Origin of the sequence: Xenorhabdus stockiae (assembly GCF_002632825.1) — a bacterium.
Taxonomy (GTDB): Bacteria; Pseudomonadota; Gammaproteobacteria; order Enterobacterales; family Enterobacteriaceae; genus Xenorhabdus; species Xenorhabdus stockiae.
In genome coordinates, this window is record NZ_NJAJ01000001.1 from 46,049 (window position 1) to 67,039 (window position 20,991).

General features: G+C 42.2%; 19 protein-coding genes and 1 pseudogene. 7 read left to right on the forward strand and 13 right to left on the reverse strand.

The annotated features are described in order from the left end of the window. Positions 1 to 49 precede the first annotated feature (49 nt). The 4 genes from yfiR to Xsto_RS00200 all read left to right on the forward strand — a co-directional run bounded on the left by yfiR (position 50) and on the right by Xsto_RS00200 (position 3,705). Positions 50 to 631, forward strand: coding sequence for a regulatory sequestration protein YfiR (gene yfiR / locus Xsto_RS00185; RefSeq protein WP_099123719.1), 582 nt, complete (start codon positions 50 to 52; stop codon positions 629 to 631). A 4-nt stretch (positions 632 to 635) separates the two neighbouring features. Further along, positions 636 to 1,883: a diguanylate cyclase DgcN/YfiN gene (gene dgcN / locus Xsto_RS00190; RefSeq protein ID WP_099123720.1), complete on the forward strand. Its 1,248-nt coding sequence runs from the start codon at positions 636 to 638 to the stop codon at positions 1,881 to 1,883. An 11-nt stretch (positions 1,884 to 1,894) separates the two neighbouring features. Beyond that, positions 1,895 to 2,380, forward strand: a complete 486-nt coding sequence (gene yfiB / locus Xsto_RS00195) for an outer membrane lipoprotein YfiB (RefSeq protein ID WP_099123721.1) — start codon at positions 1,895 to 1,897, stop codon at positions 2,378 to 2,380. A 317-nt stretch (positions 2,381 to 2,697) separates the two neighbouring features. Then, on the forward strand, positions 2,698 to 3,705 hold the full coding sequence (locus tag Xsto_RS00200) for an EAL domain-containing protein (protein WP_244590305.1): 1,008 nt from the start codon (positions 2,698 to 2,700) through the stop codon (positions 3,703 to 3,705). A gap of 56 nt (positions 3,706 to 3,761) precedes the next feature. Here the strand turns inward: Xsto_RS00200 and Xsto_RS00205 are convergent, their stop codons facing one another. The 6 genes and pseudogenes from Xsto_RS00205 to Xsto_RS00230 form a co-directional block, all read right to left on the reverse strand. Further along, on the reverse strand, positions 3,762 to 4,214 hold the full coding sequence (locus Xsto_RS00205; RefSeq protein WP_141554478.1) for a hypothetical protein: 453 nt from the start codon (positions 4,212 to 4,214) through the stop codon (positions 3,762 to 3,764). A 50-nt stretch (positions 4,215 to 4,264) separates the two neighbouring features. Then, positions 4,265 to 4,429: pseudogene (locus Xsto_RS00210) on the reverse strand (CPCC family cysteine-rich protein); the annotation flags it as partial. Positions 4,430 to 4,444: 15 nt separating this feature from the next. After that, positions 4,445 to 5,701: a PTS ascorbate transporter subunit IIC gene (locus Xsto_RS00215; protein WP_099123725.1), complete on the reverse strand. Its 1,257-nt coding sequence runs from the start codon at positions 5,699 to 5,701 to the stop codon at positions 4,445 to 4,447. A gap of 12 nt (positions 5,702 to 5,713) precedes the next feature. After that, entirely contained in the window at positions 5,714 to 6,001 is a 288-nt protein-coding gene (locus tag Xsto_RS00220) for a PTS sugar transporter subunit IIB (protein WP_099108372.1), read from the reverse strand. A gap of 29 nt (positions 6,002 to 6,030) precedes the next feature. Then, positions 6,031 to 6,474 (reverse strand): PTS sugar transporter subunit IIA, encoded by a 444-nt coding sequence (locus Xsto_RS00225; RefSeq protein WP_099108373.1) that lies wholly within the window; start codon positions 6,472 to 6,474, stop codon positions 6,031 to 6,033. Positions 6,475 to 6,760: 286 nt separating this feature from the next. Continuing rightward, positions 6,761 to 8,755 carry a BCCT family transporter gene (locus Xsto_RS00230; protein ID WP_099123726.1) on the reverse strand — a complete coding sequence of 665 codons (1,995 nt, stop codon included), beginning with the start codon at positions 8,753 to 8,755 and terminating at the stop codon, positions 6,761 to 6,763. Positions 8,756 to 9,110: 355 nt separating this feature from the next. Here Xsto_RS00230 and Xsto_RS00235 point away from each other — a divergent pair, with 355 nt between their 5' ends. Next, entirely contained in the window at positions 9,111 to 9,881 is a 771-nt protein-coding gene (locus tag Xsto_RS00235; RefSeq protein WP_099123727.1) for an SDR family oxidoreductase, read from the forward strand. A 51-nt stretch (positions 9,882 to 9,932) separates the two neighbouring features. Here Xsto_RS00235 and Xsto_RS00240 read toward each other — a convergent pair whose 3' ends face one another. Beyond that, positions 9,933 to 11,096, reverse strand: a complete 1,164-nt coding sequence (locus Xsto_RS00240; protein WP_169926561.1) for a PrpF domain-containing protein — start codon at positions 11,094 to 11,096, stop codon at positions 9,933 to 9,935. Positions 11,097 to 11,627: 531 nt separating this feature from the next. Between Xsto_RS00240 and Xsto_RS00245 the strand changes: the two genes are divergently transcribed. Together Xsto_RS00245 and Xsto_RS00250 are read left to right on the forward strand one after the other, a co-directional pair. Next, positions 11,628 to 13,130 (forward strand): 8-oxoguanine deaminase, encoded by a 1,503-nt coding sequence (locus Xsto_RS00245; protein WP_099123729.1) that lies wholly within the window; start codon positions 11,628 to 11,630, stop codon positions 13,128 to 13,130. Positions 13,131 to 13,752: 622 nt separating this feature from the next. Next, complete coding sequence (locus Xsto_RS00250; protein ID WP_099123730.1) at positions 13,753 to 14,574, forward strand: hypothetical protein; 822 nt, start codon at positions 13,753 to 13,755, stop codon at positions 14,572 to 14,574. Between the two features lie 179 nt (positions 14,575 to 14,753). Here Xsto_RS00250 and nuoN read toward each other — a convergent pair whose 3' ends face one another. The 6 genes from nuoN to nuoI are packed head-to-tail and all read right to left on the reverse strand — an operon-like array spanning position 14,754 to position 20,986. Beyond that, entirely contained in the window at positions 14,754 to 16,211 is a 1,458-nt protein-coding gene (nuoN, locus tag Xsto_RS00255) for an NADH-quinone oxidoreductase subunit NuoN (protein ID WP_099123731.1), read from the reverse strand. A gap of 6 nt (positions 16,212 to 16,217) precedes the next feature. After that, positions 16,218 to 17,738 carry an NADH-quinone oxidoreductase subunit M gene (gene nuoM, locus Xsto_RS00260; protein WP_099123732.1) on the reverse strand — a complete coding sequence of 507 codons (1,521 nt, stop codon included), beginning with the start codon at positions 17,736 to 17,738 and terminating at the stop codon, positions 16,218 to 16,220. Between the two features lie 19 nt (positions 17,739 to 17,757). Then, positions 17,758 to 19,605, reverse strand: coding sequence for an NADH-quinone oxidoreductase subunit L (nuoL, locus tag Xsto_RS00265; protein ID WP_099123733.1), 1,848 nt, complete (start codon positions 19,603 to 19,605; stop codon positions 17,758 to 17,760). Beyond that, positions 19,602 to 19,904 (reverse strand): NADH-quinone oxidoreductase subunit NuoK, encoded by a 303-nt coding sequence (gene nuoK / locus Xsto_RS00270; protein WP_086956183.1) that lies wholly within the window; start codon positions 19,902 to 19,904, stop codon positions 19,602 to 19,604. Before nuoK ends, nuoL begins: the two co-directional genes overlap by 4 nt. Next, on the reverse strand, positions 19,904 to 20,431 hold the full coding sequence (gene nuoJ, locus Xsto_RS00275) for an NADH-quinone oxidoreductase subunit J (RefSeq protein WP_099121155.1): 528 nt from the start codon (positions 20,429 to 20,431) through the stop codon (positions 19,904 to 19,906). The genes nuoK and nuoJ overlap by 1 nt, the downstream gene beginning before the upstream one ends. 12 nt (positions 20,432 to 20,443) lie before the next feature. After that, positions 20,444 to 20,986, reverse strand: coding sequence for an NADH-quinone oxidoreductase subunit NuoI (gene nuoI, locus Xsto_RS00280; protein ID WP_099108384.1), 543 nt, complete (start codon positions 20,984 to 20,986; stop codon positions 20,444 to 20,446). Positions 20,987 to 20,991 lie beyond the last annotated feature (5 nt).

The following is a 20,991-nucleotide window of genomic DNA, read 5'->3' on the forward strand; positions in this document are numbered from 1 at the left end:
GTATATTAATGACTGTTAATAATATGAAAGATAAAAACGGGATCCCGTTATGTGCTTAATTGAATGGATTCTCTGTGTTGTCAAACATTGTGCTTCCAAATTATTTTTACGGGTATTGACGGTTTTATGTATAACCATGGTGATATGTAATTCAATAGTAACAGCTATGCCTGAAACTAAAGAGCAAATAAAAACAAATGAAAATGTTGTGCGTGTCGTCTCTGGCATTATCAGTTATACATATTGGCCAGTCACACGTCCGACATTACACTTATGTCTGGTCACCCCTTCTAAATACATTCGTGCTTTAAAAAATATTAATATGTTTCCTGATGAAATAGAATTACGGATAGAAATTCTAAATTTCAATACAGAACAATTAGTCAATAAGTGTGATATTATTTACTACGGTCAGATTGATCCTATACTTCAACATCAAGTATTTAATCAGAAAAATAATAAACCACTTCTTACTATTGCTGAACAAAACCAACATTGTGAAATCGGTAGTGCATTCTGCCTCAATATAGATAGTACCCAAACAACGTTTAACCTTAATCTCGATATTTTGACTCGCAGTGGTATACGCGTAGATCCAAATGTCCTGCAATTGGCTCGTAAGGCGGAATAACTGTATGAAAAAGCGTTATTCATTAATGCCATCACGCCCGACATTACGTCAGACAGTTCACCGTATCCATCTGATCATTACTATTGTTACATTATCGGTTGTCGGTCTGTTTCTTTCTTTACTGGCACTCTTTGCCATGCAGAAATATGCTGAAAATAATCTGAAACAGATGTCATCGACAATAGCCCATACCGTACAGGCAGCGGTAGTATTTAATGATAAAACAGCTGCAAACGAAATATTGGAAATGATTGCTGCTCACGATAGTTTTACCGAAGCAAAGATTTTCGATGCAAAAAATCAGGTATTAGCCAGCTGGCATGCCAACCAGATAACACGCACAGGTAATTTTAAGAAACTGGTTGAATACTGGATATTCCCTGAACCCGTTACATTTCCTATTTATCACCACCAACAACAAGTGGGTTCAGTCTGGTTAATCGGCAATAGTGAACATATCACCAAATTTATCTATCAGGCCTTGCTGGTACTGTTTGCCTGCCTACTGATCAGCGCCATACTTTCACTCTACCTTTCCCTGCGTATGCATGACGGCGTTGTCAGAACACTACAAAACATTGCCAGTGTTGCCCATGATGTGCGCCAGCGGCGGGCATTTTCTCAGCGGGTTCCTTCCGCTCAAATTGCAGAACTGCATGAACTCAGTCAGGTTTTTAACCACCTGCTGGAAGAACTGGAAGAGTGGCAGCATCATTTACAAACGGAAAAAGCCGCTTTGACATGGCAGGCACAACACGACTCTCTCACGACATTACCCAACCGTGCAACTTTTGAGCGTGTTCTGTCCACAGTGATGAATGACAAATTCATGCGGGAGAGCGCTGCCATTTTATTTATTGACGGTAATCGGCTCAAATATGTCAATGATGTTTATGGGCATGCAGCAGGCGATCACGTCCTTATCACAATTGCCGATACTTTAAAAAAGAAAGTGCGGAAAACAGATACTGTCGCTCGCCTCGGTGGTGATGAATTTGCCATTTTATTGCCTTCAGCCAGTTTAGAAGATGCTGAGCGGATCGCTAAAAATATCATTCACGCGATGGATACCCCGATTCAGCTTCCCAGCGGCCAACAACTACGTATCACACTCAGCATTGGCATTGCTCTGTCAAATGGTGCTTTAACAGCAGAACAGTTGCTGTCTGAAGCGGATGCCGCCATGTATCACATTAAACAACGCGGCGGTGGCTGGCACTCCGCTGACACAACAAAAGTAAACTATTTATAGAGAAATTCATCATGATAAAAAAACGCGCTTTTATATTAATGATTTCATTGATTAGCCCTTTTCTTCTCAATGCCTGCCAACATACGGGCAAACTGACAACGGAACAAATCAAAGTCCTTAAACAACAAGGATTTCAGCAAACGGATGAAGGATGGCTATTTGGTCTGTCAGAAAAAGTCCTTTTTGGTAATAACCAATTTCACTTGCAACCTGCTGGGGAAGAAAAATTGAAAAAACTGGCTGCTATTTTATCCAAAACAGGCATTGAACATGCACGCCTTGATGGTCACACAGATAACTACGGTGAATTAAGCTATAACAACCAGCTTTCGCTAAGACGGGCTAACACGGTTGCAGATGCCCTGACACGGGGAGGAATGAACAGATCTAACTTAGAAACCCGTGGATTGGGGCCAAGCCAGCCTGTTGCGGATAATCGCAGTTCAAAAGGAAGGGCAGAGAACCGTCGAGTGGCGATTGTGATTACATCACAATAAACTTTCAATAGATTTTAAGATATAACTTAAAATACGAGGGGAATAAATAAAAGAAGGAATAATGTGGCAAAAGATTGACATTAATCAATAAAATAATTTAATTATTTCACCAAGGATGGAAACAATAATCGGTTTATTTTAGTTACTGCCGCCGATTACGTAATTTGTTGTTCAATTCTTGCTATATAAATATATATATAGTTCCTGTATTCAATATCTTCCTGTAAGATAGCCAGCGTTATTTTTCAAGCAAACAGTCATTTTTTTATCAGCAGCAAGCTCACAAAATTTTACAAATCTAGACAGTAAGACTACTGTTGGATGATGGGCTTTATCAAAAAGGAGAAATGATGGGGCTGAATTTTAAATCATACCGAACGTTGTATCGGGCATTTGTGGTACTATTCATCGCCATCACTCTGAGTGCTGGTAATCTATTATGGAAAGTATTTTCTGATTATCGGAATAATATCAGGCCTGATATAGAATTAGAGTGGGTTTTGCTAACATTGACAATACTCATACTTTTATACGCCATCGTTTTATATAAACACACCAAAACTGTTATTATTCCAGACTATCAATTTAAAAAAGCCATTAAAAACAAACAATTTATTCCTTATGTTCAGCCCATTATCTGTAGTAAAAATAACGCCCTTATCGGATGTGAAATCCTTGTTCGCTGGCAACACCCAAAACAAGGGTTAATAGAGCCTAAAAATTTTATCTCACAAATTGAGAAATCGGACCTCATTATTCCCTTAACACATAACTTAATTACTCAAGTTCGTGATTTTTTTGCCTCTTTGGCCTATCAGCTACCACCAAATTTTCACTTTAATTTTAATATCAATGCAAAACATTATAAAGATAGTGGTTTAGTTGAGGATTGCCGCGACTTTCTACAGGCATTTCCTGAAGATGCAATCCATCTGATATTAGAAATTACCGAGAGAGAATTACTCGAACTGGATGCACATACACTCGAACTATTTAATAAATTAGATAAATTAGGTGTATTAATCGCTTTAGATGATTTTGGTACAGGCCATTCTAATCATGCTTATTTACAAAAATTGAACATTAATGTAGTAAAAATAGGCCATAATTTCATTAGTAAAATGAACAATGATATGTTTTCAAAGCATATTGTTGAAAATATTATTGACCTCGCTTTACGGCTTAATTTAGAAATTGTCGCGGAAGGTGTTGAAGATCAAAAACAGGCAAATCAGCTGAAAAACTATTCGGTCAATTACCTACAAGGTTATTACTTTGATCGCCCTATATCACCGGAAGAATTTGTTAATAAATGGTTAAAATAAATCATATGACTACACTGAAAACCGTGAACTTGAAACTCATAGCAAATAGATTTTTATCATCCTTTTACTGAAATTACTTTCTTTTCATTCTCACTAATCAAAATGGGCAATTGATGTAAAAAAATATAACCGTCATGTTGAAACTCAATGAGTGTTTTTCTAGCCGGAGAAATAAAAAAAGCATCTCCATTAAAGAAACATTCTGAGTTTTTATTTAAATAATCACTTACAAATAACTCAACATATCTGACATCCATAAAATAAACCTCATCTTTTATATAAGAGTTATCATTAATTATAAAGATATCATCTGAAAGATATCTTTTAAAATTCATGGCCGCTAATATTTTGGTATCGGATTGATTTTCCCAATTCTCTATTTTACCCAGAAATTTAAATCTACCCTCCAGTGAAAAACTGATATAAATTAATAAGATAAGCTCACCACCAATGATAGGCTGTAACATTCTATCCGCTTTATCCATCGTGTATTTTTTATAGATTTCCATTTTATTATTCTTTATTCCGTCAAATTTACTATAAATCACAATACATAAAATCACTCTACTCTTCTACCTTGTTTAAAGGCATTTTTGGCTTCATTTAAACTCATAGAATTAGCACCTCCGGCAAGGTCAGGATGTTTATGTTGCACCGGATCATCTTCCCAATAGCAAATATCACAAATGGTATATTCATCAGGAAGAGCTGAAATCTCACTTTCACAGCATGGGCAAAATCAACGAACAATCAGCCCCAGTAAAATTCCTACAGCACTAAAATCAGCATCGCTAAATGTGGTATTGGCGATACCGATATCGCCAAGTACAGGCAGCAGGAATACCGGCAAGAATGTAATTAATAGGCCTTGAGCAAAAGCACCGAGGATTGCTCCCCTTCTTCCTCCCGTTGCATTACCGAAAACACCCGCAGTTGCGCCAACAAAGAAATGAGGAACTACGCCGGGAATAATCACCGTCATATTCAGCCAATAAAGTAAAAACATGCCGATAACACCAGCAATAAAGCTGCTCAGGAAACCAATCAGTACTGCATTGGGGGCATAAGGGAAAACTACCGGGCAATCCAGTGCGGGTTTAGAATTCGGGACTAATTTGTCGGAGATACCCTTAAATGCAGGCACAATTTCGGCAATAACCATCCTGACCCCCTGTAGAATGATATAAACCCCTGCGGCAAATGTGATCGATTGCATCAGAGAATACATGATGCTGTTTTTTCCACCACTGATCTGTCGCACAAATTCCTGATCAGCAAACAGGCAAGTGAGAAGAAAAATAATTGCCATCGTTAGAGAGATGGAAACAGATGTATCACGCAGAAATAACAGGCTCTTTGGTACGTTCATTTCTTCTGTGGAATGCTCTCTATTCCCCAGTTTACTGCCAATAAACCCAGCCAGAACATAAGAGAGTGTCGAAAAATGCCCAATGGCTACATCGTCAGAACCGGTCACTTTTTTCATATAAGAATGAGCAATTGCCGGAAAAAAGACCATTGAAACACCAACAACAATTGATCCCGTCGCAACAAGCGCCGCACCATGAATCCCGGCAACAGAAAGAATAACAGCCACCATCATCGACATAAATAATGTGTGATGCCCGGTCAGGAATATGAATTTCCACGGCGTAAAACGGGCAATCAGAATATTAATCACCATTGCGAAAAACATAATCATCGCCATCTCTTTGCCAAAACTTTTCTGCGCGATTGATACGATAGCTTCGTTATTCGGCACAACCCCCTGAATGCCAAAAGTATGTTGAAAAATAACGGAGAATCCACTCAATGAAGAGACGATAACTCCGGCACCAGCGCCCAGGATAACAAACCCAAGCAAGGTTTTTACTGTACCTTTAATACACTCGGTCACAGGTTTTTTCTGCAATACCAAACCAATCAAGGAAATCAATCCGACTAAAACAGCAGGCTCTGCCAATACGTCATTCATCAGAAAGCGGAAAAAATCCATATGCGTCTCCGGTTACAATCTACCAAGATCTTGCAATGCCGCAGACAAGCGTAATTTCATTGCAGATTTATCGAGCATATTTTCTAATACAACAACTTTTCCATGTACCTGCTGCTCAGCTAGTTGTTCTGCAATATCTTTTGTCGCAACAAAAATATCGCTCTTTATTCCTTTTGCTGAACCTAAATCGGTATGTCCGACACTGGCTTCAACACCTAATTCCTGCAAAATACTTTTAATACTCATTTCCATTATTAGGCTGGTGCCCAAACCATGACCGCAAACGACGGTTATATTCATCTTATTTTCCTGTTAACTAAAAGTAGTGGCTAATACCCCTGAATAATGGAAAAAATTTCATCCTGATTTCGGGTCTGCATTAATCGATTAATTTTTTCCTGATCATCAAATAACCCAGCCAGTTCAGCAATGACTTCTATATGGCTGTAATTACTTGTTGTAGCAAATACAAACAATAATTTAACCGGATCATTTTCTGCTGACCCAAATCTGACACCCTGTTTTATTAATGTCAGACTCAGGGCAAGCCGATTAACGCCCTGTTCTGGTCTGGCATGTGGTATTGCTATACCTGAACCCACAACATAATAAGGACCAAATTTTTCATGGGACTCATAAATCGCTTCGACATAACTGGGTTGAATCGCACCATTATTAATCAGTGGCTGACAGGCGATTTCAATGGCCTCGTGCCAATCTCTGACATCAGGAAACCATTGGATGACATCGCGGGTTAATAAGGTTCTCAGCATTGAATTTCCCCGTATACTCTTCGTCTTTCAAATTGTCTCTTTGTGGCGGCATTTTGAAATCCATCCAGTATATTTCGTTAACAGACGGTTATTTCCATAAAGGGCATCGATGAATAAAAGAATAGCCAGTGCAAATCAAATCTACTGACGGAAAGAAATAAAAATCACAATAATACGGAGTAAATCACATTATGAGGAAACGATGAGAAGATACGTAAAAAAATCCCCGAATCTAAAATTCGGGGATTAGCAGGTTATATTAACGCATACAAATAGCCACTATTGGCTAACGGACTAAATGCAAAAAGTGAATGTGTTTTTCGTATTGATCCAAAATATCGTGGATGATCTGCTCCTGCGTCCATCCCATCAGGTCGTAATCCTGACCGCCCTCTTTGAGGTAAACCTCCGCACGATAATATTTTTGCTCTTCAATTTTTTCTTCATCTTCCAAACCTGCAAGAGCAAATGCTGGCTGAATATAACCCCGTAAGCGTACTTCATAAACGAAGCTAATATTTTCACCAAAGTCTACTTCCAGATGAATGCGATCTTCAGCTTCATCATTAATCAAAACTGCTTTATTTTGCTTTTCCAGCTCTCCGGCAACCATGCTCATAGCCTGCTGGATAACTTCGCTCATAAAACGTTTTACCTGCGATCGCTTAGGATAATAGACAATATTTCTTAACCTACGCTGCCACGGTATCGGATTACGGCTGGCCGTAGGCGCTATCGTCGTCATCTGCTGGCTATCTTTCTTATAGGCATCAATCCGTAATGCTTTAAGCAAGCCATATATCGAAATTAATAACACAATTGAAAAAGGAAGCGCGCTGGCAATGGTTACCGTTTGCAGAGCCGATAATCCTCCTGCAACCAGTAGGGCGATAGCCACAACGCCCATTAATCCCGCCCAGAAAATTCTTTGCCAGACAGGTGTATGATGAGCACCACCGGATGCCAGTGTATCAACTACCATTGCCCCGGAATCTGCTGAAGTAACAAAAAACATCACCACCATTACCATTGCAATAAATGACAAAACCGTCGGCAGAGGGAAATATTCCAGGAAATTAAACAGGGCCAGAGAAACATCTGTCTGTACGACAGTAGCTAATTCTTTGGCTCCCTTATTGGCGATCAGGTCGATAGCACTATTACCGAATGCCGTCATCCACATCAAGGTAAAACCACTGGGTACAAACAGAACACCAGTTACAAATTCCCTGATTGTCCGCCCCCGGGAGACTCTGGCGATAAACATGCCAACAAACGGAGACCAGGATAACCACCATCCCCAATACAGTAATGTCCATCCCCCCAGCCAGTTACTGGACTTAGGTTCATAGGCATACAAGTTAAATGTTTTACTGACAATTTCAGAAAAGTATCCGCCGGTGTTTTCCACAAAGGATTTCAGCAACAGCACGGTTGGCCCTAAAGCGACGACCAACACAAGCAAGAGTACAGCCAGACCTAAATTCACTTCGGATAAAATCCGGATGCCTTTATCCAGACCGGAAACAACAGAAATAGTCGCCAGAGCTGTAATCGCAATGATCAGTATAACTTGTACCGTTTCATTAATAGGCAGGCCAAATAGATGGTTAAGGCCTGCATTCACCTGAAGAACGCCGTAGCCCAGAGATGTCGCAACACCAAATACCGTCCCGATAACGGCAAAAATATCTACCGTGTGACCAATCGGCCCATAAATTTTATCGCCAATAATCGGATACAGCGCTGAACGCAGGGTTAAAGGCAATCCATGACGATAACTAAAAAATGCCAGAATTAAAGCCACAATGGCATAGATCGCCCAGGCATGTAGCCCCCAGTGGAAGAAAGTTAATTGCATAGCCTGTTTAGCTGCGGCAATACTTTCAGGAGTACCCACCGGTGGTGACAGGTAGTGCATCACCGGCTCAGCAACACCAAAGAACATCAGCCCGATACCCATCCCCGCAGAAAACAACATGGCAAACCAGGAAAAATAACTGAAATCGGGTTCAGCATGATCGGGGCCAAGCTTGATATTGCCGTATCTGGATAACCCCAGATAGGTCACTGAAAGTAAAATCAACGCAACGGCAAGGATATAAAACCAACTAGCATTAACAAACAAGTCTTGCTGCAAAGATTTAAACCACCTATCGGCAAGCTCTGGTTTCAAACCAGCAAATGCGACCAATGCAATGATCAAAAATGCCGAGAAGAAAAAGACTGGTGGGTTAATGTAAGTTTTCGTTTCTACCTGTCCAGTATTATCTTGACTCATACTCATCCTTCAAAAATTAGTGTCCGACACTATCTCCTATATCATTCAAAAAAATTTTGTCGAAATTTTAATAAAATTAAATAACCCCATCAGGAGTTACCCACCACGCAAACATTTTGTGTTCATAATTTACTCAATTTTTACGTTCATGATCACCTTAACATAAAAATCAGACCAACTGTACTTATAGAGAGTTATACAAAAAATGGCATTAACAAATTAATAACATCAATAGCTAATAAGTTGAAAACAAAAAACATTAACCTCATTTTTCGTGTAATTCATTAATAGTATTTAACTAATAGTGCAACGATTTCTCATTCAGGTTAATAACTAACATAAGGAAGTTAACATCATGTTAAACGCGTTAAACAGACCAAATGGGTTAAAAGGCAAGCGAGTTGTGGTTACAGGTGGGGGGCGTGATTTTGGGCAGGCTATTTCTGTCTGGCTGGCACGGGAAGGTGCCCATGTTGACCTCTGTGCTCGCCAATTAAAAAGTGCTGAAGCGACCTGTGAAATTATTCAGAATGAAAGAGGAGTCGCAAGAAGCTATCAGTGCGATATCAGTGATGCACAATCAGTACGCGATTTTTCCGATCAGTTACTACAGGACAGTAAGCCCATTGATATTCTGATATTAAGTGCTGCGCAATGGCTGGAGGGTAATCTGAGTGAGAATAATAGTGATGAAGATATTATCAGCACGATAAATTCTGGAGCGACTGGTTCCATGTTATTAACCAAAATGCTATTACCAAGCCTGCGACAGTCTCAGGGAGCTGATATTATTGCGATGGTATCGGTCTGTGGTATCCCGAACTTCACCCGCTCTGTCGCCCATCCGGCTTTTTTTGCAGCCAAACATGCTATGAGTGGTTTCTGCAACACGATTTCACACCAGTTAAGTAAAGATAATATTCGCGTGACAGGGATATACCCTCCCGACTTTGAACTTAATGGGTTTGATGAAGTTCTGGATGATCACACAACAATGGGTAAACAAATGTTGAATGGCCGTTCGGTATGGGAATCCATACGGTTTGTTCTGACCCAGCCCCGCAGTTGCCATGTCAGTGCAATTTATTTTCAGGGGCCGACTTTTGAAGATATGAAACAGTTATAGTCGCTCAGAATAATTTATTATTCATATTATCCTACGGTTGATGAATTATCATCAACCGTAACACATACTTCTCATTACTCTTTCTAATTCATTACTCGGATTGTAAATAAAAAACTCACCTTCCATTAAAATTTGGGCATTTCTTTGAGCACCTGCATACGCTATATTTTCACCATCAAGAATAATACTGAATTCAGATATCCCCGACAGATGTTCAATACGTACCGTAGCATTATCATCACTACCGTTGCGGGAATAATGGATATCACTGGCAATAGTTCCAGAAAAACAACTGGCAGCAGTCAAACAACAACCACCCGAAACAGCAACCGATGAATGAACATTTTTGGGAGTAAGATATCTGATGCTGATATCACCTCCATTTACAGGAGGAGCAATAATCGCTATTTTGGGCTGAGTTATAGATTTTTTTAAATCATCCTCATTCATTAATTTCCCATCATGCTTAATAATTCCCATTTTTTTCCCCATTCCTGATCTTATTGCCAAAATTTTTTCTTGTAATAATGTATTATTTTCAATTTCCTTGACACTTTCATAACCAGTGATCCCTAAATCTTTTGCATTAATAATGATCATGGGTACAACAACATCGATACAAGTAAGAGGAATATCATTAAATATATCAATTAAATTTCCTGTAGGAAAAATCGATGATGTTTTTGAACAGGCTGGAGACTCAAATAAAACATGAACTTCCGGAAAATCCCCAATAACACCGGGGATAGATGTTAATTGATATTCAGGAGACACATTAGCCATTGAACATAAAATATTTTTACGCGTATTAGTGTTATAAATATTTAGCCTGCCATCAGGCATTAGCAATTTCTCTTCAGGTAAACCTCTTATCACCAATGGTATTGATGAAGTCATATTTCCACAATTAACTTCCCATGATACCGTATTGCTATCTTTTTCAAGCTGGGCAAACGTACTAATAACTTTTTTAGATTTATCATCTATATCAATGATAAATGCTTTGTTGCTGGTAATCACTCTTCGGCCTAATCCATGTGATTGGGTATTGTCTTTAACGGTACCTAGCAAAGGAACACCCATTATGTGCCTAAGAATCTCTTCCTTTAATTCTCTTTTTTCTGGTAAATATTTTTGTAATACAACTACACCTGTAGACGTCCCGCCCCTGACATAATAGAGTGGAATTTTAATTGGAAAAGATGATTTTTTCATAAAGCTATCACTATCAATAAATTGAAACCATGGCCTGAAAATCATAAAAACGTGGGATTGCAATAAAATGACATGACATCATTTTCAATTTAATTAATTAATTAAACCTTGAATGACGAAAGAAAAAATAGCAAAGCCATCAATAAATTGAAAATCATATTGCATTAACAATAAACAAAACCTCAATGAAACAACATGCAATAAATATAAATGCATATAACACCAGATAACAATTTAATATTTAGTGAGTTAAGCACATGGCTAAAAAACACATCTTATAAAAAAACCACCATTGATGAAATTAACGACATTCACAGTAAATATTTCAATAAAATCAAAACCATTTAAAAACATCGAATTTATTGTTGTATGATTATTGAAAAACATGATATACAGCTCAATGTATCTTGAATGATAGAATATAGGAATAACAAACTCCCCAACCAAAGTTTGATTTCTAAAATAAGAAGAATATGCATCTCACTATTAAACAATAAGATTTATTGTCTCTTATTAAAATTAGGAGTAGCCATGAAGGATAAAGAACCTGACCATCTACGTCGCCTATTAGTAAAAGCCCCGCTGCTGGTTCCCTTATTCACAACACTTCCCGCCTCTGCAAAAGAAAGACTGGTGTCATATTTCATCGGAGATAAATCCCCCGGTGCGATACCAACAACCGGAAAAACGCTATTGCTGAAAAATGCTGACATGGTTGTGACCATGGATAAAGATAGGCGAGAAATTAAAAGAGGTTGCGTCTTTATTAAGGGTAATATCATTGTTGCTGTCGGAACGGAAAGCGAAGTACCGCAAACAGCCGATAGAGTTATCGATCTCAAAGGACATATTGTTATTCCGGGCCTGATTAATACTCACCATCATATGTACCAGAGCCTGACCCGCGTCGTGCCATCGGCACAAGACGGCGAACTGTTTACCTGGCTGACCGCACTGTATCCGATCTGGGAAAAACTGACTCCGGAGATGATGAAAGTGGCAACCAAAACGGCGATGGCTGAATTGATGCTTTCTGGCTGTACCACTTCCAGCGATCACCAGTATATCTACTCGAACGGCATCAAGCTTGATCACAGTATTGAAGCAGCACAAGAAATGGGAATGCGTTTCCACGCTTGCCGCGGCAGCATGAGTATGGGGAAAAAACAGGGCGGCCTGCCACCAGACTCCCTTGTTGAGAATGAGAAATTTATCCTGAAAGACACCCTGCGTGTGATTGAGCAGTTCCATGATGCTAAGCGCGGTGCGATGATCCGCATCGTGGTTGCACCTTGTGCTCCGTTCTCAGTAAGTGAAGTATTAATGCGTGAATCAGCAAAACTTGCCCGGGCGCACAGCGTTTCACTGCATACCCACTTGGCAGAAAACATCAGCGATATCGATTACAGCAAAAAAAAGTTCAACAAAACCCCGGCGCAATATGTGGAAGATCTTGAGTGGGTTGGCCATGATGTATGGCACGCACACTGCGTGAAGCTCGACGACTACGGCATAAAGCTGTTTGCCCGTACCGGCACCGGTGTAGCACACTGCCCATGTTCCAACATGCGTCTGGGTTCCGGTATCGCACCAGTACGGCATATGCTGGACGCAGGAATGCATGTGGGGCTGGGAGTCGATGGCTCCGCCTCTAACGACAGTTCAGATATGATGGCAGAAGTACGTCAGGCGCTGCTATTACAGCGCGTAGGTTTCGGCCCGGAAGCATTAACTGCCCGTGAAGCACTGGAAATCGCAACACTTGGGGGCGCAAAAAACCTCAACCGTGATGATATAGGTGCGCTGGCTCCGGGTATGATGGCAGATATTGCTGTGTTTAATCTTGAAGGCATTGGTCTTGCAGGCGCACAGCACGATCCGGTCTCAGCGCTGGTATTCTGTAACCCGGGTAAAGTGGCGTACAACATCATCAACGGCCGCATCGTAGTCGAAGACGGTAAAGTAACTACCGTGGATGTTCCTGTCATTATTGAACAGCATAATCGCCTTGCCTACCAACTGGTTGAGGGTTAAACCACAAAATTTTGTTGGCTCGTATTACAGTGAAGAAGAGAGTTTCCTGACGCTGTTTTTTTACTTGTTACTGCGGTTAGTGATAATTTATTAATCGTGATATATAATCTTTCATTACTCTCACCAATCTATTTCTAAGATTATAAATAAAAACTCTCTTTTTATTAAAGTCACATAATTTCGATTCTAATTTTAATATATACTCGATAAACTTCAACTTACAACTAGTAATATTAAGTAAACCTTTATATTTTCCAGCATCACGGAGAGATACAATACGCATCTTGAAGTTGAATTTTAATATTCACAATACCTAATAATATTAAATTAAATATTCCAGATAAGTGTTCGACACATACAATTGAATAAGCATTCACTCCATTATAAATACATACCCCAGTAACAATTTAATATAATTAGCATACCAAATAAAAAATAAATCTCATAATATATCAAGTCAATATAATTACACACCATGATAGTTCCTAAACTAACATATTATATGATAACAAATATAACTTAAATAAATTAGTTAATTACTAATGTTTAACAATTGTTTAAAGCACTATTCCCATACATTGCTATGTTTAATATATCTTATAAATAACAGAAGGGTAGTTATATGCCTTTTAAATCTCCTTTTAAAGATATATATCATGTAGGTGATTTGATATATGGGTTAAACGACATGCGAAACCACTATGTTGATAACGTAGAAGCCTTTAGGAGCGCTCGTGAACACCATGAAAAATTTGGAGCTCCCCCTATCTACATAGATTATTATCAGATCCAAAGAGAAATAGATGATGAAGGTCATGATAGTAATTACAGTGACAATCCGATATATCGTAATTACTTAAATTCTTTTTTTAATCACTTAAGTTCTAGTCATGTTCATAATAAGTATCATGATATCAATAAATATCGTGGTTTTCAGGAAAAGATGAAGTCAATCAATGACAGAACCTCATACCAACAACTTACGGATGATGAGAAAAGAAAATATAACGAACAAATTGATGAAATCATGAAAAGCGATATAGTAGAAAGAAATATGGTGGTTGGGAGAAAATGTAAAGTAGCACTATCATGGATATTTACAAGTAATAGTGTAGAAACTAAGGATAGTCATATCCACTTCATACTTGATGGCATTGAAATGCTGCACGTAATTACAAAAAAAACTAAACCTAATAGATACGGTCAGGAAGAAAAAAGTATAACCGGAAAAGAGTTAAGGTGGATTTTCAGGAATAGAGGAGATTCTAGAGTTGCTGCAAAAATCCAATTTTGGCTTGATGGTAAACCCGTTGCTCCACCTTGGGAATTCTCAAGAGACATTTGGAACTTATGGGGGCTATGGGGTTCAAGGAGTGATGAAGATGCAGCATGGAAAAACTATGCAGAACACGTACGACAAAAACGTCAAAATAATAGAAATTGAACGATATTCAACACCCTCCCTATTGTTTAATATACCCTGATATAATTTGAATTATTTCCAGCACACAATTAAATTCAATTGTGTGCTGAATTTATTTTGTGAATACAAGCAGCATAAATAAACTCAAAAGCCCCGGTCAGTCATAACCGGGGCTTTATATCATTGCTTGAGAGTAAACCCTACATCACGCTTTTCGCCTGCTGGACGATCTCAATCAGTGGCTGTGGCCAGACACCGAGGAGCAGGACCAGTAACGCAGTGAGTAACACGACAATACCACCAGAAGTTCGGGCCCAGTTTCTTGGGGTATCACGGTTCAGTGCTTTTGGTGCTGGCAGGTATAAACTCACCATCACACGCAGGTAGAAGTAAAGACCAATCGCACTGCCCAATACTACCGCGCCAGTCAACCACCACAGTCTGGCTTCAACACCTGTTGCGATAACATAGAATTTACCGATAAAACCAAATGTCAGCGGTATACCTGCCAATGACAACATCATAATAGTCATGACAGCGGATAAAATTGGCCTGTGCCAGAACAAACCACGGTAGGAGAACAGTGATTCCGCATCAGGGCCTCTGTACGGGCTGGACATCAGGCTGACCACGCCAAATGCGCCAATGCTGGCGAGCAGATAACCAGCCAGATAAACCCCGGCTGTTTCTTCTGCTAGTTTGTGATCTTTAATAGCGATCAAGACCACCAGCAAATATCCCAGATGTGCAATGGATGAATAACCGAGCAGACGTTTGATATTACTCTGCGTCAGTGCCAGCAGGTTACCAAACAGGATTGAGGCGATTGCAATCACCGTGAGTACAATGCGTAGGGTTTCACTGTCTGTTACAGGCGCCTGCACAAACAAGCGCATCACAACAGCAAAAATTGCCACTTTACTCGCCGTTGCCAGAAAGGTCGATACCGGTGCTGGCGCGCCCTGATACACATCCGGTGTCCAAAGCTGGAAGGGAACGAGGGAAAGTTTGAAACCCAGCCCGACAATCATCATCCCCAGCCCTGCCAGAACCAGCGGCTCATGGAGTTTACTGTCGCTCAGGCTTCTGCCCAGTGATGCGAAGGACAAATCGCCTGATTCAGCATACAGCAGAGCAATACCGAACAACAGGAACGAGGATGCCGCCGCAGACAGCAGCATATATTTGATACTCGCTTCCAGTGAGCGTTTCTGGCGGAATGCATAACCAATCAGACCAAACAGCGGCAGAGTGATTAACTCAATACCGATAAACAACGATGCCATGTGATTAGCCGCAGAGAGCAGAATACCGCCAACAGCTGCAATCAACACCAGCAGGTAAAACTCTTCTTTGTTATCGGGATAATTTTCCAGCCACGAATAGGCAAATGTCGTCGTCGCAAGGCTCGCAATCAGCACCAGTGCTGTATAGAACATGGCAAAGCGATCCACATGGAGCAACGGAGTGACATCCATCGGTTCCTGTTGCCCGACAAAATAGAGAGAAAGCAGTGCCAGATTCAGGCCAATTACCGTCAGGGTGACGTTGGTGAAATGATCGCGTCGCCATGCAATGGACAGCATCACAACCACCACCGTCAATCCGACGATTAATAGCGGCAACAGTGCGATCAATTGTTCAGAAGTTATTGTCATGGCAAATTACGGCCTTGTAGTTAAAAGTGAAGCTGAATACCAATTCTGGATGTTGCTCATTGCCGCTGCCGAAGTATCAAGAATCGGTTGTGGATAAAAACCAAGAATAACCAGCAGGGCACCCAGCAGCAGCAAAATGGAAATTTCTCGTGCATCCATCCGTGGCAATGGCTCATCAGATTTTGGCGTACCATAGTGAGCTTTCTGCATCAGGTACAGAGCATATACGGAGGCGAAAACCAGACCAAACACAGATACCGTAGCAATCAGGGTAAATTTACCGAAACTGCCGAACAGGATCATAATCTCACCCACAAAGTTACCGGTGCCCGGCATACCTAATGTTGCTACCGCAAAGAACAGAGATATGGCCGGCAACAGCTGAATTCGTCCCCATAGGCCACCCATCTGACGTAAATCACGGGTATGCAGGCGTTCATAGAGCTGACCACACAGAATAAACAGCCCGGCCGCTGACAAGCCGTGGGCAATCATCTGGATAACGGCACCCTGATAAGCCAGTTGGCTGCCGGTATAGATAGCTATCAAAACGAAGCCCATATGCGAAACACTGGTGTAAGCAATCAGACGTTTGATATCGGTCTGGCTGAAAGCCATCCATGCACCGTAGAAGATACCAATGACACCCAGCCACATCGCGATTGGTGCAAATTCCGCAGAAGCCTGAGGAAACAGAGGCAAACCAAAACGCAACAAGCCATATGCCGCTGTTTTCAACAAAATCCCCGCGAGGTCAACAGAACCTGCCGTTGGTGCCTGACTGTGAGCGTCCGGCAACCAACCATGCAAAGGTACAACAGGCATTTTCACAGCGAACGCGATGAAGAACCCCAGCATCAGCAGATACTGAACAGTATGTGACATCGGGGTATCCAGCAGTTTCTCATAGCTGAATGACCATTCGCCGGTTGCATCGTGGTAAATGAATGCCAGTGCCAGAATCGAAATCAGCATCACCAGACCGCTGGCCTGAGTATAAATGAAGAATTTCGTCGCTGCCGTAATACGGGTTTTGCCCTGTGATCCTCTGTGACCCCAAAGTGCAATCAGGAAGTACATCGGAACCAGCATCACTTCCCAGAAGAAGAAGAACAGGAACAGGTCAATGGCAAGGAATACGCCCATCACGCCACCGAGGATCCACAGCAGGTTCAGATGGAAGAAACCCTGATACGGCTGGTTTTCGTTCCACGAACAAAGAATTGCCATTAAACCCAGCAGCGCAGTCAGGACGACCATCAAGAGTGACAAACCATCCAAAGCCAAATGAATGGAGATGCCAAAGCGCGGTATCCACGGCATCAGAAATTCTGATTGCCACTGTGGAATGCCTTGTGGGTTGGTCAGCGTATAGCCTCCCTGCATCCAGAGGTACAGAGAAAGCAGCAGAGTCAGCCCCATCGCAAGAGACGCTATCCAACGCGGCACACGGGTGCCGAAGCGCTCTGCCTGCCAACACAGCAGGCCTCCGATGAAGGGCAGAAGAATTAGCCAAGGTAGTAGCATGGCGCAATGTGTCCCTTAATTAAACCAAAAGCAGCAGAGCTAAAACCAGCACTGCACCCAACCCTATAGAGGTAGCGTACCAACGAACCTGCCCGTTCTCACTCAAACCAAGTCCCTTATTGCCCCAGCGTGACAATATTGCAGGGATATTCATCAGTGAGTTCAGAGGATCATTCCGTAACAGTTGTGTAATACCTTTGAATGGTTTCACAAATACCCAGTCATACAGAGCATCAAAACCCCAGGCATGGAACCACCATGTTGAGAAGAAACGCCCCGGAGCACTGTTGGCAATTGCATTGACCAAACTACGTTTACCAAGGTACAACGCGGCAGCCAGCAAAATACCCAGCACAGCAACCACACCGGAAACAATCTCCAGCGTCATCTTGCCATCATGCCCTTGCGCACCATTACCCGGCAGAACCCCTGTCAGCGGTTGTTCAATCAAAGCACCAACAAATGTGGACAGTACCAGCAGCACTGACAACGGCAGCGTATGGGTAATGCCTTTAACTGAATGCGCTTTGGTATTTTCTTTCCCGTGGAACACAATGAAGATCATGCGGAAGGTATACAGAGAGGTCATCAATGCACCTATCAGACCTGCCAGCATCAGGTTCATATGACCATTTGCCAGCGCGCCCCACAGGATTTCGTCTTTACTGTAAAAGCCTGCTGTCAGCAACGGCAGGGCAGACAAGGCCGAACCACCAACCAGGAAGCAGAGATAAACAAACGGAATACGTTTGCTCAGGCCACCCATTTTGAAGATGTTCTGCTCATGATGACAGGCAAGAATGACCGAACCGGAAGCAAGGAACAGCAAAGCCTTGAAGAAGGCATGAGTCATCAGATGGAAAATCGCCGCATCCCATGCCTGTACGCCCAACGCCAGAAACATGTAACCAATCTGGCTCATGGTGGAATAAGCAAGTACACGCTTGATGTCCGTCTGTACCAGTGCCGCAAACCCCGCCAGCAACAGGGTCACAGCACCAATAATGCCCACCAGATGCAGAATATCTGGTGCCAGCAGGAACAAAGCATGGCTACGGGCAATCAGATAGACACCGGCTGTTACCATCGTTGCTGCATGGATCAAAGCAGAAACCGGCGTCGGGCCAGCCATCGCATCTGCCAGCCATGTCTGTAATGGCAACTGAGCAGATTTACCTACTGCACCACCCAGAATCATCAGGGTTGCCCATGTGATTGCTGTAGAACCGGCTTCAATATGCTGCGGTGCCAGTACCGCCAGTTCGCGGAAGCTCAGCGTACCCAGCTGGTCGTAGAGGATAAACATACCGATGGCAAGGAATACGTCACCCACACGGGTTACGATAAAGGCTTTCATTGCCGCAGCACCGTTGGCAGGCGTTTTGTAATAAAAGCCAATCAGAAGGTAACTACACAGCCCTACCCCTTCCCAACCGAGGTACATCAGCAGCATGTTATCTGCCAGAACCAGAACCACCATGCTGGCGATAAACAGGTTGGTATAAGCGAAGAAACGGGAATAGCCTTCTTCACCACGCATATACCATGAAGCATAAGTGTGGATCAGAAAACCGACACCGGTGACTACACTCAGCATGGTTAATGACAGACCATCCAATACCAGATTGACCGGAATACTGAAACTGTCTACGCTCATCCAGTTCCATAATGTCTGGCTATAGACAAACCCACCAGCTTCATTCTGAGTATGGAAATCCATCCCGACCCAAAGAGTCACCAATGCGGCCAGCCCGACAGAACCGATTCCAACTGTCGCTGACAGATTTTCAGACCAGCGGCCGCGGGAGAATGCCAGCAGCAAAAATCCCAGCAGTGGCAACAGAATTGTTAAATAGAGTAAGTTCATCCGCGCATCTCACTGACTATATCAATATTCAGGTTCTGGCGACGACGGTACAGCTGTAGTAACAGAGCCAGACCGATACTCGCCTCGGCAGCTGCCAGTGTAATGGCCAGAATGTACATCACTTGACCATCAGGCTGGAGCCAATAGCTACCGGCAACAATAAATGCCAGCGCTGAAGCATTGATCATGATTTCCAGCCCGATCAGCATAAATAGCAGATTACGACGGATAATCAGGCAAGTGAAACCCAATGCAAACAGAATAGCCGCCAGAATCAGACCATGTTCCAAAGGTATCATTATTGGTCCTCCACACGATTGCTGAGTACTTCACCCTGACGACTTTCACGACCAACGTGGTAAGCCACCACCAGCCCTGCCAGTAATAACAGGGATGCCAGCTCTACTGCCAGTACGTAAGGACCGAACAGACTGATACCCACTTCTTTGGCACTGACCACTTCGCCACTGATTGCAGCTTCAGGCAGGCTGTGAATAGCAAAGATCAGGATAACCAGTAAAATGGACGAAAGAATTACAGGCCCAATCCAGGCTCTCGGCTTCAGCCATTGTCTTTCCTGATCAGCGACTGATTTACCAAGGTTCAGCATCATCACAACAAAGACGAACAACACCATGATCGCCCCGGCATAAACGATGATTTCCAGCGCACCGGCAAAATAAGCGCCCAGAGAAAAGAACACGACTGAAAGCGCCAGCAGGGAAATAATCAGGTACAGCAACGCATGTACGGGATTGGTGTGCGTTATTACCCTGAGTGTTGCCAGAATGGCAATCAACCCTGCGATATAAAATGCAAATTCCATGAATATCGCTCCTTATGGCAACAGGCTTTTAACGTCGATAGGTTTGGCTTCATTGTCGGCTTCGCCTTTGTCTTTGCCATCAATCGCCATACCTGACTTACGGTAAAAGTTATAGTCAGGGTATTTACCCGGCCCGGAAATCAGCAGGTCTTCTTTTTCATACACCAAATCCTGACGGTTGAATTCACCCAGTTCAAAATCCGGTGTCAACTGGATAGCCGTAGTCGGGCAGGCTTCTTCACACAGTCCGCAGAAAATGCAGCGTGAGAAGTTGACACGGAAAAACTCCGGATACCAGCGACCGTCTTTATGTTCGGCTTTTTGCAGGGAGATACACCCCACCGGACAGACAGCTGCACACAGGTTACAGGCAACACAACGCTCTTCACCGTCAGGGTCACGCGTCAGAACGATGCGCCCACGGTAACGGGGTGGCAAATAAACCGGTTCTTCCGGATACATTTTTGTTTCGCGTTTATGGAAGGCATGAAGCCCTATCATCCAAATACTGCGTACCTGGGTGGCGAAACCAACCAATAACTCTTTTAATGTCATGGTTT